We start from the raw sequence: 14,515 nt of genomic DNA, 5'->3' as shown, positions 1-14,515 counted from the left end.
GCCAGTTTGCCGATAACGCAAACTGGCTTTTTTGTTGGCCGTGAGATGACCGTCAGACCGTCAGATTCCCCCAGCCGCAGCACCGAAGCCCTCACCGAGGCGCAACGCGATGACTTCGCGTCCGAAGCGCATTGCCTGCTTGGCGTGTCCCGCGTCTTTCCCGACGCGCAGTAGCGCGGGCAGTTGCAGCGGGTTTTTCACGAGCGAACCCAACACACCGAAAAGATTGACCGACCCATCGGGCCGCATGCCAGCGAGCGCGGCCGGTGGCAACGTCCGCTCTGCCGGATCGATCACCACCCGCGCCACCACGAAAGGCAACCCGTGTGCCGCAGCCACGCGCGCGACGATATGCGACTCCATGTCGGCCGCTGCCGCCCCGCTATCGCGACACAGCGCGGCCTTATCGTCGGCCGTGACCACCGGCGCCGTCACACCAGCCAGATCGGCGCGCAGCGCTCCCGGCATAGCGCGACGTAACGCATCGGCCCACGCAATCGCGGACACGTATTCGCGCGCGTTGTCCGGCATATCCAGCACCTTGTGTGCGATGACCCATTGCCCCGGCTTCAACCCCGGAATCAGGCCACCCGCCGTGCCAAAACTCACTAGCCCGCGAGCGCCCTGCGCAATCGCTGCTTCCAGTTCGCCCGCCAGCGTATGGTTCTGTGCGCAAACCACACGCACACCATCGCCGCGCGCAATGCGAGCTTCGAAGGGCATGCCGGTCACAACGATGATGGGCGAAGTCATTGGCAAATTCACATCCCGCAGGGTACTGGGCAGTCGTTGCGCACAGTCAGATTGCGATAACGTGCGAGCGCCCACAGCGGGAAGAACTTGCGATAGCCGTGATAACGCAGATAGAACACGCGCGGGAAACCGGTCGCGGTGTACAACTCCTCGTCCCACAGCCCTTCGTCGTTCTGCGTGTTCAGCAGGTAGTCGATGCCGCGCTTGACGGCCGGATCGTTGGCCTTACCCGCTGCCATGAGGCCCAGCAATGCCCAAGCCGTTTGCGACGACGTACTCGGCGCCGCCTCATAGCCCTTGTACTCGAGCTTGTAGCTGTCGCCGTCTTCGCCCCAGCCGCCATCGGCGTTCTGGATCGAGAGCATCCATTGCGCTGCGCGCGCCATCGCCGGGTGTTCCGGCTGCAAACCGGCGGCCTGCAAACCGCACATGGCCGACCACGTGCCGTAGACGAAATTCATGCCCCAGCGGCCATACCAGCTACCGTCGGCTTCCTGATCGTCGAGGATGTACTTGAGCGCCAGATCGGCCGAGGCCTTACGTTCCGGCGACGTCGGCAACTGTGCCAGCATCGACAGGCAGCGTGCCGACACGTCGACCGTCGGCGGATCGAGCAGCGCGCCGTGATCGGAGAACGGAATGTTGTTCAGATACAGATGCGTGTTCTCGGGCTCGAATGCGCCCCAGCCGCCATTGCTGCTCTGCATGCCGATCACCCACTCCGTGCCGCGATCGATCGCGTAGCGCATCGCGTGCGCCTTCGGGTCGGCTTGATCGACCTTCACGTCGTCAAACTTCCCGGCCAGTTTCTCGTAGCGGTCCATCGCCATCGCGACCACGGCCGTGTCGTCCACGTCCGGATAATGCGGATTCGCGAATTGAAACGCCCAGCCACCCGGACGCACGTTCGGACGACGCGAAATCCAGTCGCCGCGCACATCGAGAATTTGCAGCGGAATCAGCCACTCCAGCCCCTTCCCCGCTTGCTCGATGGCGCGCTTGTCGCCCGTTTCCAGCAATGCGTGAGCGGAGAGCGCCGTATCCCACACCGGCGACAAGCACGGCTGCACATACGTCTCGTGATCGGCCGGCGTCACCAGCTTCTCGACCGACTTGCGCGCAATCGCGCGGCTCGGGTGATCTTCCGGGTAACCGAGCACGTCGTACATCATGACCGAGTTGGCCATGGCCGGATAAATCGCGCCCAGCCCGTCTTCGCCGTTCAAACGCTCTTCGACAAACTCCACCGCGCGCTTGATCGACTTCTCGCGCAGCTTTTTCGGGAAGAACGGATCGAGCGCACGCAAAACGTGGTCGACACCGGAGAAGAAGGTGAACCAGAAGCGGCTCTGGTGCGGTGCGCGCTTAGGCGGCCCCACGTCCTTCGGGCTGCCAATGAACAGTTCGTCGATGCCCACGCCCTTCGGGTTGCGCGCGAGCGGGCGCTTCGCCTGCAACACGAGCAGCGGCACGATCACCGTGCGCGCCCAGTACGACACCTTCGAGAGATGGAACGGGAACCACTTCGGCAGCAGCATGATCTCGACCGGCATCATCGGCACTGCCTTCCATTCGAGCACGCCGTAGAGCGCCAGCAAGATGCGCGTGAACACGTTCGAATTCTGCGCACCACCGCGCGCAATGATGGCTTCGCGTGCGCGCACCATGTGCGGCGCGTCGATCGGCTCACCGATCATCTTGAGCGCGAAGTACGCCTTCACGCTCGCGCTCATGTCGAACTTGCCGTTATGGAACAGCGGCCAGCCGCCGTGCTCGCCCTGAATACGGCGCAGATAGGCGGCGACCTTGGCTTCGAGGTCCGCGTCGACTTTCTCGCCGAGGTGATGGCGCAGCAACACGTACTCGGCCGGAATCGTCGCATCGGCTTCGAGCTCGAACAGCCAGTGACCGTTGTCCTGTTGCAGATCGAGCAAAGCCGTGATCGAACGATCGATGCCCGTCTCAAGCGTTTGCGTCGCCATTGCCGTGCTCAGCTTCTGGGCAAGTTCGGTATGCAGTTTGAGGTCCACTGCGGTCGCAGTGGCCGTGCGTCGCGCTTCCTTCTCGGAAGCATCGCGAATCGTATCCATGACAGTCTTGCCTTTTCAACCAGCCAAATCAGGCCGGGCTCAGTAAATCGGCGGCGCGGTTGCCACTTCGCAACGCGCCTTCGATGGTCGCGGGCAGGCCGGTGGCGGTCCAATCGCCGGCGAGCACGAGATTGCGCCAGCGGGTCGCCGCCGCGGGACGGCGTTTGTCTTGCGCCGGCGTGGCGGCAAACGTGGCGCGCTTCTCACGCACCAATTGCCACACGGGCATCGGCGTGGACGGCACCTGGCAGGCCTTCGCCACCTCTTCCCAAATGCGTTGCGCGAGCGATTCGCGCGACTCGTCGAGCAGATGGTCGGCGCCGCTGATCGTCACCGATAAGCGGCCGTCGAACGCGAAAATCCAGTCGCTCACGCCATTCACCACACCGATCATCGGCGGGCAGCCCGGCGGGGGCGGCACCTGAAAGTGCGCGTTGACGATGGCGCGGTACTCGTCCGGCGTCGTCAGGTCGGGCACGAGCGATGCGGCGACATTCGGGGGCACGGCAAGTACCACCGAATCGTCGGCACCAAGCATCTCAGGGCCATCGCCGAAATCGATCGACTCGACACGGCTGCCGTCCGCCGAGTACGCCATGGCACGCACCCGGTGCTGCAACATGACCTGCGCGCCCTTCGCTTCCAGATACGCCAGCGCCGGGTTGACGAACGACACGTCGAGCCCATCGCTTGCAATCAGCGGATGACAGGCGCGGCCACCGGCCGCGAGCGTCTCGCGGATCACAGCAGCGGCCATCTGCGCCGAGCCTTCGGCCGGATCGGCGTTGAGTACGGCCAAAAACAGCGGATGAATCAGTCGCTTGTAGAGTGCTGGCGGGCAGTTCATCGCGTCGGTCATCGTCGCGTCGGGGCCAGCACGCAGCAACGGCGCGAGCGACAGATAGTCCGACCACTTCGTGCCGGGCACGCGAGCGTGCTTGTCGAAAATCCACCACGGCAGGCGGCCTTCCGACAACTTCACCGTCCAGCGCTCGTCGCTGTCGAGATCGACGAACGCGAATTCGGCGCGTCCCGGCCCTGTCAGCGTATGTTCCGAGCCGATCGTGCGCGTGAACTCGCGCATCGTCGTATTGCCCGAGAGCACCAGATGGTTACCGTTGTCGATAACGGCGTTCAGCGTGCGGTCGAAGTACGAACGGCAACGCCCGCCTGCCTGCGGCGCGGCTTCGTGCAGCACGACAGGCACGCCGCGCGTGGCAAGTCTTACCGCGGCGGCCAGGCCTGCGAGGCCGGCGCCGATGACATGAACCTTGCCCACCATCAGAAAACCATCTGCCGCAGCAGCATCAAGATCAGACGCCAGCGCGGCACACGCACGCGCTCACGCGGCGCGGCAAAACCGCGCGCAATCAGTTTGTCGAGAATCGCACCGTAAGCCTTGGCCATCACCGCAGGCGCAATCACCACACGGCGAGGATGACGCGCCATGATGGCGCGCGCTTTCGCATAATGCTCATGCGCCTGCGCCACGAGCGGCGCACAGGCACGGTCGAGCTGCGCATTGGCCATCATCGCGGGCGTCGCGTTCACGATACCGGCGTCGGCCAGCGTCTCGCGCGGCAGATAGACGCGCCCGATGGCGGCGTCTTCGTCGATATCGCGCAAGATATTGGTCAGTTGCAGCGCGCGCCCGAGGTGGTACGACAGATCGATACCCTCCTGCTCCGGCATGCCGAACACTTTGACCGACAAGCGGCCGACGGCGCTCGCCACGCGATCGCAATAGAGATCGAGCGTGGGGAGATCGGGGGCGACGATGGGACCGCAGGCGTCCATTTCCATGCCGTCGATGACAGCGAGGAAGTCGTCGTGCTTCAGGCCGAATTGCTTGACCACACGAGCCAAGTTGGCGAGCGACGGCGACGGACGACCTTCATAAAGATCGGCCAGATCGCGGCGCCAGACCGCCAGGCGCGCCATACGGCTCGCAGACGTGTCTTCGCCGTCGTCGGCAATGTCGTCCACGGCGCGGCAAAAGGCATAAATCTCGAACATGCCTTCGCGCTGGGCGGGCGGCAAAATGCGCATGGCGGCATAAAAGCTGCTGCCGGACGCTACACGTGCGCTGCTTTGCTCAGGCGAAATTTCGATCGGTTCGGCGACGCTCACGAGGCTCCTCGTCGTGCAGGGGAACAGGGTGACACCACAGAAAACACTCAGGGGATTCTTGCAAGGGGGGAAGTATACCGGGGATTGGCGTGACTTTCCCGCCAGGATTCGGAACGATAGCATAGAATCTCGGGGCGTTACGGGGAGGCCAGACGGGTGCAAAACGGCCCGCAGCCTTGATTTCCCGACGTTTTTTTGACAATCGCCGCTACGCGCGCCGCCACCGTCGAACGGTCGCTGGCCCGCCGCCGTCGTTATCCCGGTTTTCGCAATAATCGCGAGAGATTTATGCCGCAGGCGTGCCTCTCCCGATTTGCCCTATTTTTGCCTCACCAGCCCGATGACTTCCGACGCCAAGATCGAGCATTACGAGAACTTCCCGGTCGCGAGCGTCCTGCTGCCGCGCGAGATGCGCGCGCCGGTGGGCGTGATCTACAACTTTGCCCGTACGGCCGACGACATTGCCGACGAGGGCGACGCGACGAACGCCGAGCGCCACGCCGGGCTGGCCGCCTATCAGGCCGAGCTCGACAAGATTGCCGCAGGCGTGCCCACGTCCCCCGACAAGCCGCTGTTCGCCGCGCTCGCGCAGGTGATTGCCGAACACAAGCTCTCGGTGCAGCCGTTCTCCGATCTGCTCTCGGCCTTCGATCAGGATATCGAGGTCAAACGCTACGCCACGTTCGCAGACTTGCGCGACTACTCGCGCCGCTCGGCCGATCCGGTCGGGCGCATCATGCTGGCCCTGTTCAAGCTCGACACGCCCGAGAATATCGCCTGCTCCGACGATATCTGCTCCGCCCTGCAAATCATCAACTTCTGGCAGGACGTGGAAGTCGACTGGCGCAAGGCTCGCGTGTATCTGCCGCAAGACGACATGGCGCGCTTTGGCGTGAGCGACGCGGACATCGGCGCGAAGCACTTCGACGACCGTTGGCGCGCGCTGATGCGCTACGAGGTCGACTTCGCGCGTCAGATGATGCTGCGCGGCGCACCGCTGGCGAACCGCGTGCCCGGACGTTTCGGACTGGAATTGTGCTGCGTGGTGCATGGCGGCTTGCGCATTCTCGAGATGATCGAGGCCGCCAACTATGACGTCTTCCATCACCGTCCGCAGTTGGGCAAAAGCGATGGCGTACGCGTATTCATGCGTGGCTTGTGCATGAAGCTCAGCGGGCGGCCACCGAAGGCGCTGGCTCCGGCCTAACCCGGCTCACAACCGGCCCTAAATCCGACCCAGCCCCCACCCCACCCCAGCGGAACCGGCCCCTTGAAGCCAGTGGCACCATCGATACACGCGTCGCTGGCGCTTCTCTTGCGGCCACGCTTGCCCTAACGTGATGTCAGCGCGCGTCGTGCCCGAGGCACGGCGCGCCGCCCTCTCACGATCTGGAGCCCCGGAGCCGCGCGCCGTGAATCTGCCTGCCGCCTTACAACGACTTGCATCGCCACGGCGCAACGCCCAAGGCATCCAAGGTACCCACGGCACACACGACGCCCCTGCCCGCTCTCGCGCGGGTCTGATCTTCGCCATCGTGATCGTCATGTGGGGCGTGAACTGGCCGGTCAGCAAAGCGCTGCTCGCTCATGTCTCACCGTGGTGGAGCACCGCGTTTCGCTCGACGGTCGGCATGATCACGCTCTTCATCATCTGCGCGGCCACACGACGGCTGGTCTTGCCCAAACGCGGCGACCTGCCCGTGATCTTGAGCGTCGGTCTGCTGCACATGACCGTCTTCTCGCTGCTGGTCGCCATCAGCCTCCAATACGTGAGCGCCGGGCGCTCGGCCGTACTCGCCTACACCACACCGCTCTGGGTCATGCCCGCCGCCCGTCTCTGGCTGGGTGAAGCCCTCACCCCACGCCGTTTAGTCGGTATCGCCTTCGGCCTGCTCGGCATCGCGGTGATGTTCAACCCACTGGCGTTCAACTGGCATGACCGCAACGCCGTGTTCGGCAACGCACTCGTGCTCGCCTCCGCCTTCGTCTGGGCCATCGCCATCGTGCACATGCGGGCGCATCGCTGGGTCAACGGGCCATTCGAACTGAGCCCGTGGCAGTTGCTGCTCGCCAGCGTGATCTTGTGCACGCTGGCGGCCATTTTCGATGGCGCACCACGCATCGCCGGATTGGCGGGGTTTGCTGGCCTGATGACCTACGGCGGCATCGTCGGCGGCGGCATCGCTTACTGGCTCGCTGGCGTCGTGACGCGCCAGTTGCCCGCGGGCGTCACGTCGCTTGGCCTGCTCGGCGTGCCCGTGGTCGGCACGCTCGCGTCCGCGCTCCTCCTGCGCGAATCGCTCGGGCTCGATGTCTGGCTCGCGCTTGCGCTCATCGTCGGCGGCATCGCGCTGGGCACTGTGTCGAAACCCGCACCGGCCAAACCCGCTGCGACGTCATGCCGCACCGACACCGCCGCCTGATCCCCACACGCTTGACCCATCGCAAAAGCCGTTCGCCGGGGGCATGACAGACTGCCCTCACGCATGCGACCACCGACGCCGGCCCATCGGTCGCCGTCACGCGCATGCCCGCCTGTCGCAGCACTGCTGTGCGTTGCCGGGCGCTCTCCGACGAATGGAACTGACATGAACGAGCAATGGCTAACGCTGGCCGGTCGCCGGCTGGTGCCGGTGGTACAAGGCGGCATGGGAATCGGTATCTCCGCACACCGGCTGGCGGGCACGGTCGCGCGCAACAACGGTATGGGGACGATTGCGAGCATCGATCTACGGCACCACCATCCCGATTTGCTCGCGCAAGTGGAAGGCACGCGCGACAAGTCTGCGATCGAAGCGGTCAACCTGATCGCCCTCGATCGTGAAGTCCGCGCGGCTAAGCAGTTGGCCGATGGCCATGGGCTCGTCGCCGTGAACGTGATGAAGGCCGTGAGCGCCCATGCGTCGCTGGTGCGTCAAGCCTGCGAGAGCGGAGCCGATGCCATCGTCATGGGCGCGGGCTTGCCGCTCGACTTGCCTGAACTCACTGCCGCGTACCCGAACGTGGCCCTGATCCCGATTCTGTCGGACTCTCGCGGCGTGAGTCTCGTGCTGCGCAAATGGCTCAAGAAAGGCCGTTTGCCCGATGCCATCGTCATCGAGCATCCGGCGCACGCGGGCGGTCATCTGGGCGCATCGCGTATTGAAGACCTGGGCGACGCCCGCTTCTCGTTCGAACGCGTGCTGACGGAGTGCCGCGACATCTACACGTCGCTGGGTATCGAATGGGCGCGCGTGCCGCTGATCGTCGCGGGCGGCATCCATACCCACGAACAAGTGAAGCACTGGCTGGCCCAAGGAGCGGCGGGTGTTCAACTGGGCACCGCCTTCGCCGTCACTGAAGAATCCGACGCGCATCCGGCATTCAAGGAAGTGCTCGCGACGGCGCGCCCGGAAGACATCGCGGAATTCACGAGCGTCGCGGGCTTGCCTGCGCGCGCCGTGCTCACGCCGTGGCTCAAGCGCTATCTCTCACGCGAAACCGCATTGCAAGCGAAAGCCAAGGTGCGTCAGTGCCTGGAAGGCTTCGACTGCCTTCAGGCGTGTGGCCTGCGCGATGGTGTCGCGCGAATCGGCCAGTTTTGCATCGATCTGAAGCTGGCGCAGGCCGTACGCGGCGACGTGGCGCGCGGGTTGTTCTTCCGGGGACGCGATCCGTTGCCGTTTGGCGAGCGTATCCGGCCCGTGGCCGATTTGATGCGCTATTTGCTCACCGGCGAGTCGCCCGCCGAAGGTGCCGATGCCGCCGAGGCGACATCCGTCGTCGCCGCTGCCTGATCGGCGTTAGTACCGCCAGAGCCACCGTTGTTGCCGCTGGTGCCAGCATTACGCGCAGCAATACGCTTATCGAAGAACGCGGCGAGCGCGGGGTCGTTCACCGTCAAGTCGAATTGCCGGTCATCGACGGCGTTGAAATAGCTATCGCACAGACCGGCTTTGCCGCTTTCGGTCGGTTGATCGTCGATGCTTCGCGCGTAGACGGTGAATTGCCGTTCCACGAGCATCGGCAATTGCGTGCGCAGCAATTCATCGAAACTCGCGCGCGCCTGCGGGTCGGTGTAGCTCGCCTGTAATTCGGCGCGCACGCGGCGGCCTTCGAGCAGATAGTCGCGGTGCCGCGATTCCCAGGCGCGCAACGCCGCGTTGCCGTGCGAGCGCGTCGCTTCGCCGTACAAACCGCACTTCTGCACCAGTTGCCCGAGCACCTGCCCCACCCCTTCGGGCGAAGCGATAGCGGCGCCCATGAGTTCGGCTTCGCTCTTGTATTGCGGCGGCTGCGCCCACACCGTTGATGCCTGTGCGAACAGCGCCGCGCCCGCGAGCATGCAAGCGCATGCTCGACGCCACGACTTGCGTTGTCGAGTCATTACCGGATCGTCAGGAAGGCGTGCTTGAGGTGCCACGCTCTGGGAGATATCGCATCGGCCGCGATTGAGATATCGGCATCTTAGCCGAAGTCGCGACGCGCGGGCGCGACGCCGGTCCGGGTGCTGACCGACGCCCCGCGCGAGCCTAGGCTGGGCACGCCTCCGGCCCCAGCCGCGCGACCATATAGCCGACGAAGTCTTCCAGCTTGGCCGACACGTAACGCCCCGCCAGATGCACCAGATGCATGGGTTCGCTCACCGTGGCGTCGGCTTCCAGCACACGGACGAGACGCCCCGCCGCCACTTCGGGGGCGAGCAAATACTCGGGCAGCAAAGCGATCCCCATGCCGCACACCGCCGCCTGCAACTGTGCGAATGGGTTGTCGGCAATCAGACGAACGTCGTGTTGCGTCGTGTGCGCCTGCGTTGCGCCGCGAGGCCCGTCGGCAAGTTGCCACCGTCCGTGGGCATCGTCGTAGCGAAATCCAAGGCAATCGTGCCCGGCAAGATCGCCAGGCTGACGCGGCACACCGCGACGAGCCAAATACGCGGGCGATGCGCACGCCACGCGCGTCACGCCCCGCAACGTATGCGCGACAAGGCCCGGCTCCGGCAGACCACCGGCCTGAAACGCCGCGTGAATCCCCTCTTCCTCGAGATCGACAGCGCGGTCCTTGAGATCAAGATCGAGCGCGACATCCGGATGCGTGCGCAAATACTCCGCGAGCAGTGGCATGAGCAGATGCGCGCCCACCGTCGTCGGTGCACTCACGCGAAGCTGCCCGAGCGGGCGGCGCGCCGCATGCATGGCCGAGGCAGCAGCAGACGCGCCACTCGCCCCGGCGTCACCCAGCGCGTCGGCGTTCTCTACGCGTGCCAGCACTTCGGCGCACTCGGCAAAATAGCGCGCCCCCAACGCCGTGGGTACCTGCCGCCGCCCACTGCGGTGCAGCAGCGCTTGCCCGAGCCGAGACTCCAATGCCTGCACATGACGCGCCGCCGTCACCGGCGACATCGCACAGGCGGCCGCACCGGCGCTAAGACTGCCAGCGCGCACCACCTGAACGAACACCTCCATGCATTTGAGGCGGTCCATGATCAGTCGCGCAGCTTGGCCCGTTCGATCGACATGTGCGTGGGCATCATGTTGGTGTTGGCGTTATGCATCACCCACAGCGAACCGGCCACGATGATCGCGATCAGCCCGGCAGTACACAGGAAAATGGCCGAATTCTGCCGCTGGTCGCGCTTCGCGCCGATGTGCAGGAAATACACCAGTTGCACGATCAACTGCGCAACGCAGAGCACCACGATGGTGGCCAGACCCATGCCGCGCGGCACCACGCCGAGCATGACCGCACCGAACGAGGCGAAGGTCAGCACCAGCGACAAGAAGAAGCCGATCACATAATCGCGCAGGCCGCCATGCGAGGCCCCTGCGGCGTGCGTTTGTGCGTGTGCGCTCGTCATACGAACTCCCGCAGATAAACGAAGGTGAAAACGCAGATCCAGACCAGATCCAGAAAGTGCCAGAACAGGCTCAGGCATTGCAGGCGGCGGCGCACCACGTCGTCGAAGCCGAAGCGGCGAATCTGATCAATCATCACCACCAGCCACAGCAAGCCGCACGTCACGTGCAGCCCGTGCGTGCCCACGAGCGTGAAGAAGGCCGACAGGAACGCACTGCGTCCCGGCCCGGCCCCTTCATGAATGAGTGCCGAGAATTCGTACACTTCCATCGCGACGAACGCCGCGCCAAGCGCGAAGGTGAGCCAAAGCCACCGTTTCACATTGGCTTCGTTGCCCGGGCGAATCGAGAGCGATGCCAGCCCGAACGTGAAGCTCGAGAGCAACAGCAGCATGGTCTCGCCGAGCACGAACGGCAGCTCGAACAATTCGCGCCCGATGGGGCCACCTGCCGTGTTCTGCGCCAGCACGCCAAATGTGGCGAACAGCACACAGAAGATGAGGCAGTCGCTCATCAGGTAGATCCAGAAGCCGAGCGTGGTGTTCGCGCCCGCATCGTGATGCCCGTGTGCGGTGTCGTGGAGGCGGGCACCGGCGTGCCCTTGCGTAGGGTTGAGGGTTGCGCCAGACATCAGGCTGCCTTTGGAATGGAGTGAGACTGCGGCTGCGCGGCGCGCAGATCGGCGTAACGTGCCCGCTCGATGCGCTCGACTTCAGCCGCAGGCACGTAGTAATCGACATCGCGGTCGTAGGTGCGCCACAGGAACGTGGCAATGGTCGCGACAAGACTTGCGCCTGCCAGCCACCAGATATGCCAGATGAGGGCGAAGCACATCACCATGCTGAACACCGACACCACGAAGCCCGTGCCGGTATTACGCGGCATATGAATCTCTTCATAGTGCTTCGGCTCACGCCATGCGAGGCCGCGCACCTTGTCGTCCCAGTGCTGTTCGAGCGAGTCGATATGCGGCACGTGTGCGAAGTTGTAGAACGGTGCGGGAGACGACGTGGCCCACTCCAGACTGCGCGCATCCCACGGGTCGCCCGTGAGGTCGCGGTTGGCATGCCGGTCGCGCACGCTCACCACCAATTGCACGATGAACGCCAGAATGCCCAGCCCGATCACGGCGGCGCCCACGGCGGCCACGATCAGATACGGCTGCCAATCGGCTTGCACGTAGTGGTTCATGCGGCGCGTCATGCCCTTGAAGCCGAGCACGTACAGCGGCATGAAGGCCAGATAGAAACCCACCAGCCAGCAGAAGAACGAAATCTTGCCCCAGCGCTCGTTGAGCGTGAAGCCGAAGACCTTCGGGAACCAGAACGTAATCCCTGCCAAGCATCCGAACACCACGCCACCGATGATCACGTTGTGGAAGTGGGCGACCAAGAACAGCGAGTTGTGCAGCACAAAGTCCGCGCCCGGCACGGCCAACAGCACGCCGGTCATGCCGCCGATGGCAAACGTCACCATGAACCCGATCGTCCAGAGCGTAGACGAGTGGTAGCGAATGCGGCCCTGATACATCGTGAAGAGCCAGTTGAACAGCTTCACGCCGGTGGGAATCGAGATGATCGTCGTCATGATGCCGAAGAAGGCATTGACGTTCGCGCCCGAGCCCATCGTGAAGAAGTGGTGCAGCCATACGAAGAACGACAGAATGCCGATCGACGACGTCGCGTACACCATCGACTTGTAGCCGAACAACGGCTTGCGCGAGAACGTGGCGATGATCTCCGAGAACGCACCGAACGCGGGCAGAATCAGGATATAGACCTCGGGGTGGCCCCAAATCCAGATCAGGTTCACGTACATCATGGCGTTGCCGCCCAGCTCGTTCGTGAAGAAGTGCATGCCCAGATAGCGGTCGGCGGTGAGCAGCGCGAGCGTGGCCGTCAGCACCGGGAACACGGCCACGATCAGGATGTTGGTGATGAGCGCCGTCCACGTGAACACCGGCATCTTCATCAGGTTCATGCCGGGGGCACGCATGCGCAGAATCGTCACGATGAAGTTGATGCCGGTCAGCGTGGTGCCAAGCCCGGATATCTGTAGCGACCAGATGTAGTAATCCACCCCAACGGTTGGGCTATACCCCAGCTCCGAGAGCGGCGGGTAGGCCACCCAGCCCGTTGCGGCGAAGTCGCCAACGAACATCGACATCATGACCAGCACCGCGCCCATGGCCGCCAGCCAGAACGAGAGCGAGTTCACGAACGGGAACGCCACGTCGCGCGCACCGATTTGCAGCGGCACGATCACGTTCATCAGGCCCAGCACCAGAGGCGTCGCCACGAAGAAGATCATGATCACGCCGTGCGCGGTAAAAATCTGGTCGTAGTGATGCGGCGGCAGATAGCCCGCTTCGCCACCGGCCGCCACGGCCTGTTGCGCACGCATCATGATGGCGTCGGCAAAGCCGCGCAGCAGCATGACGAGTGCGAGCACGATGTACATCACACCGATGCGCTTGTGGTCGACGGACGTGATCCATTCCGTCCAGAGGTACTGCCACTTGCGGTAATACGTAATAGCGCCGAGCAGCGCGGCGCCGCCCAGCAACACCACCACGAGCGTGCCCATGATGATGGGCTCATGCAGCGGGATGGCGTCGAGATCGAGTTTTCCGAGCATGACTTACTCCGTGATCGAAATCGTCGAATTCAGCGAATTCGGCGCATTCGAGGCATTTGGGGCATTCGAGGCGATGGGCGCCGTGCGCACACCGGCCAGTTGCGTGTCTGCGCGGCAGTTGGCCGCCGCGATGATGTCGTCGAGGGCACTGCGCGCGCCGGTCGACGCCATATCGCCGTCCATCGGCCCCATGTACTTGCCGACGATGGCGTCGAACAGCCCCGGCATCACATTGGCGTAGACCGGTACCGGCGCACCGGTGCCCGGCTGCTCCAGCTTCACGTACGTGGCCGCGTCGAGCGTATCCGGCACGCCCTGCGCCTCGTGCACCCACTTATCGAAATCGGCGCGCGAGGTCACGTGGGCCTTGAAGTGCATATCCGAGAAGCCCGGGCCGCTATAGGCCGACGACATCCCGGCGTACGTGCCGGTCTCGTTGGCGATCAGGTGCAGCTTGGTCTGCATGCCCGACATGGCGTAGACCATGCTGCCCAGTTGCGGGATGAAGAAGGCATTCATCAGCGACTCGGCGGTGAGCTTGAACTCGACCGGCGTGTCGACGGGCAGCACCAGCCGGTTGACGGTGGCGACGTGATAGTCCGGGTAGATGAAGAGCCACTTCCAGTTGAGCGCGACGACTTCCACGCGCACAGGCGGCTTGTCTGACGCCACCGGCTCGATGGGACGATACGGGTCCAGCTTGTGCGTGGTCTCCCAGATCATCACAGCGAGTGCGATCACGATGATGACGGGAATCGTCCAGACGACGACTTCGATCTTGGTCGAGTGCGACCATTTCGGCGAATAGGTGGCGGCGGTGTTCGACTCGCGATAGCGCCAGAAGAACACGAGTGTGAGCACGATCACCGGCACCACCACGAGCAGCATGACGCCGAGTGCGATCAGGATCAGATGCTTCTCCTGTTCGCCGACGCTGCCCTTCGGGTCGAGCAATTCGAGCGTGCAACCGCTCATGGGCAGCATCGCGAAGAGCGCACCGGCCCGGGCGCACCACGATTGCCAGCGCGTGCCGCTTATTCTGTCTGCCCGCTCGCGCGAGGCGGGCCAGAC

13 protein-coding genes are annotated in these 14,515 nt (G+C 64.1%); 3 read left to right on the top strand and 10 right to left on the bottom strand.

Going from position 1 to position 14,515, the window contains the following annotated elements; translation table 11 throughout:
* Positions 1-60 precede the first annotated feature (60 nt).
* The 4 genes from PPN31114_RS24515 to hpnD form a co-directional block, all read right to left on the bottom strand.
* Entirely contained in the window at positions 61-753 is a 693-nt protein-coding gene (locus tag PPN31114_RS24515; protein ID WP_150682140.1) for a phosphorylase, read from the bottom strand.
* Positions 754-761: 8 nt separating this feature from the next.
* Positions 762-2,735, bottom strand: a complete 1,974-nt coding sequence (gene shc, locus PPN31114_RS24510) for a squalene--hopene cyclase (protein WP_150682195.1) — start codon at positions 2,733-2,735, stop codon at positions 762-764.
* 136 nt (positions 2,736-2,871) lie between these two features.
* Positions 2,872-4,125 carry a hydroxysqualene dehydroxylase HpnE gene (hpnE, locus tag PPN31114_RS24505; RefSeq protein ID WP_150682139.1) on the bottom strand — a complete coding sequence of 418 codons (1,254 nt, stop codon included), beginning with the start codon at positions 4,123-4,125 and terminating at the stop codon, positions 2,872-2,874.
* The gene (gene hpnD / locus PPN31114_RS24500; RefSeq protein ID WP_150682138.1) at positions 4,125-4,973 is read right to left on the bottom strand and encodes a presqualene diphosphate synthase HpnD; all 849 of its coding nucleotides are present in this window, start codon (positions 4,971-4,973) and stop codon (positions 4,125-4,127) included. The genes hpnE and hpnD overlap by 1 nt, the downstream gene beginning before the upstream one ends.
* Positions 4,974-5,313: 340 nt before the next feature.
* On the opposite strand from hpnD, the gene hpnC reads away from it, so the two are divergent.
* The 3 genes from hpnC (at position 5,314) to PPN31114_RS24485 (ending at position 8,749) form a co-directional block, all read left to right on the top strand.
* The gene (gene hpnC / locus PPN31114_RS24495) at positions 5,314-6,180 is read left to right on the top strand and encodes a squalene synthase HpnC (protein WP_150682137.1); all 867 of its coding nucleotides are present in this window, start codon (positions 5,314-5,316) and stop codon (positions 6,178-6,180) included.
* A gap of 205 nt (positions 6,181-6,385) precedes the next feature.
* Positions 6,386-7,396, top strand: a complete 1,011-nt coding sequence (locus PPN31114_RS24490) for a DMT family transporter (protein WP_246182729.1) — start codon at positions 6,386-6,388, stop codon at positions 7,394-7,396.
* A 165-nt stretch (positions 7,397-7,561) separates the two neighbouring features.
* Complete coding sequence (locus PPN31114_RS24485; protein ID WP_150682136.1) at positions 7,562-8,749, top strand: NAD(P)H-dependent flavin oxidoreductase; 1,188 nt, start codon at positions 7,562-7,564, stop codon at positions 8,747-8,749.
* Here the strand turns inward: PPN31114_RS24485 and PPN31114_RS24480 are convergent.
* The 6 genes from PPN31114_RS24480 to cyoA form a co-directional block, all read right to left on the bottom strand.
* The gene (locus PPN31114_RS24480; RefSeq protein WP_150682135.1) at positions 8,674-9,339 is read right to left on the bottom strand and encodes a hypothetical protein; all 666 of its coding nucleotides are present in this window, start codon (positions 9,337-9,339) and stop codon (positions 8,674-8,676) included. The two genes, PPN31114_RS24485 and PPN31114_RS24480, sit on opposite strands and share 76 nt — an antisense overlap.
* Before the next feature lie 145 nt (positions 9,340-9,484).
* Positions 9,485-10,435, bottom strand: a complete 951-nt coding sequence (locus PPN31114_RS24475; protein ID WP_150682134.1) for a LysR family transcriptional regulator — start codon at positions 10,433-10,435, stop codon at positions 9,485-9,487.
* A 2-nt stretch (positions 10,436-10,437) separates the two neighbouring features.
* Complete coding sequence (gene cyoD, locus PPN31114_RS24470; RefSeq protein ID WP_150682133.1) at positions 10,438-10,809, bottom strand: cytochrome o ubiquinol oxidase subunit IV; 372 nt, start codon at positions 10,807-10,809, stop codon at positions 10,438-10,440.
* Entirely contained in the window at positions 10,806-11,438 is a 633-nt protein-coding gene (gene cyoC, locus PPN31114_RS24465; RefSeq protein ID WP_150682132.1) for a cytochrome o ubiquinol oxidase subunit III, read from the bottom strand. Before cyoC ends, cyoD begins: the two co-directional genes overlap by 4 nt.
* On the bottom strand, positions 11,438-13,444 hold the full coding sequence (gene cyoB / locus PPN31114_RS24460) for a cytochrome o ubiquinol oxidase subunit I (protein ID WP_150682131.1): 2,007 nt from the start codon (positions 13,442-13,444) through the stop codon (positions 11,438-11,440). The genes cyoC and cyoB overlap by 1 nt, the downstream gene beginning before the upstream one ends.
* A gap of 3 nt (positions 13,445-13,447) precedes the next feature.
* Positions 13,448-14,428, bottom strand: coding sequence for a ubiquinol oxidase subunit II (gene cyoA / locus PPN31114_RS24455; protein WP_246182737.1), 981 nt, complete (start codon positions 14,426-14,428; stop codon positions 13,448-13,450).
* Positions 14,429-14,515: the final 87 nt, after the last annotated feature.

This window comes from Pandoraea pneumonica, from assembly GCF_902459645.1.
GTDB lineage: Bacteria > Pseudomonadota > Gammaproteobacteria > Burkholderiales > Burkholderiaceae > Pandoraea > Pandoraea pneumonica.
The sequence above is the reverse complement of the archived record's forward strand: the minus strand, read 5'-3'. Positions and strand labels throughout refer to the sequence as shown.

Coding starts and splice junctions, on each gene's coding strand:
- shc (WP_150682195.1), bottom strand. CDS start 2,735: ATGGCGACGCAAACGCTTGAGACGGGCATCGATCGTTCGATCACGGCT.
- PPN31114_RS24515 (WP_150682140.1), bottom strand. CDS start 753: ATGACTTCGCCCATCATCGTTGTGACCGGCATGCCCTTCGAAGCTCGC.
- PPN31114_RS24485 (WP_150682136.1), top strand. CDS start 7,562: ATGAACGAGCAATGGCTAACGCTGGCCGGTCGCCGGCTGGTGCCGGTG.
- PPN31114_RS24475 (WP_150682134.1), bottom strand. CDS start 10,435: ATGGACCGCCTCAAATGCATGGAGGTGTTCGTTCAGGTGGTGCGCGCT.
- cyoD (WP_150682133.1), bottom strand. CDS start 10,809: ATGACGAGCGCACACGCACAAACGCACGCCGCAGGGGCCTCGCATGGC.
- hpnC (WP_150682137.1), top strand. CDS start 5,314: ATGACTTCCGACGCCAAGATCGAGCATTACGAGAACTTCCCGGTCGCG.
- cyoC (WP_150682132.1), bottom strand. CDS start 11,438: ATGTCTGGCGCAACCCTCAACCCTACGCAAGGGCACGCCGGTGCCCGC.
- hpnE (WP_150682139.1), bottom strand. CDS start 4,125: ATGGTGGGCAAGGTTCATGTCATCGGCGCCGGCCTCGCAGGCCTGGCC.
- PPN31114_RS24480 (WP_150682135.1), bottom strand. CDS start 9,339: ATGACTCGACAACGCAAGTCGTGGCGTCGAGCATGCGCTTGCATGCTC.
- cyoB (WP_150682131.1), bottom strand. CDS start 13,444: ATGCTCGGAAAACTCGATCTCGACGCCATCCCGCTGCATGAGCCCATC.
- cyoA (WP_246182737.1), bottom strand. CDS start 14,428: ATGCTGCCCATGAGCGGTTGCACGCTCGAATTGCTCGACCCGAAGGGC.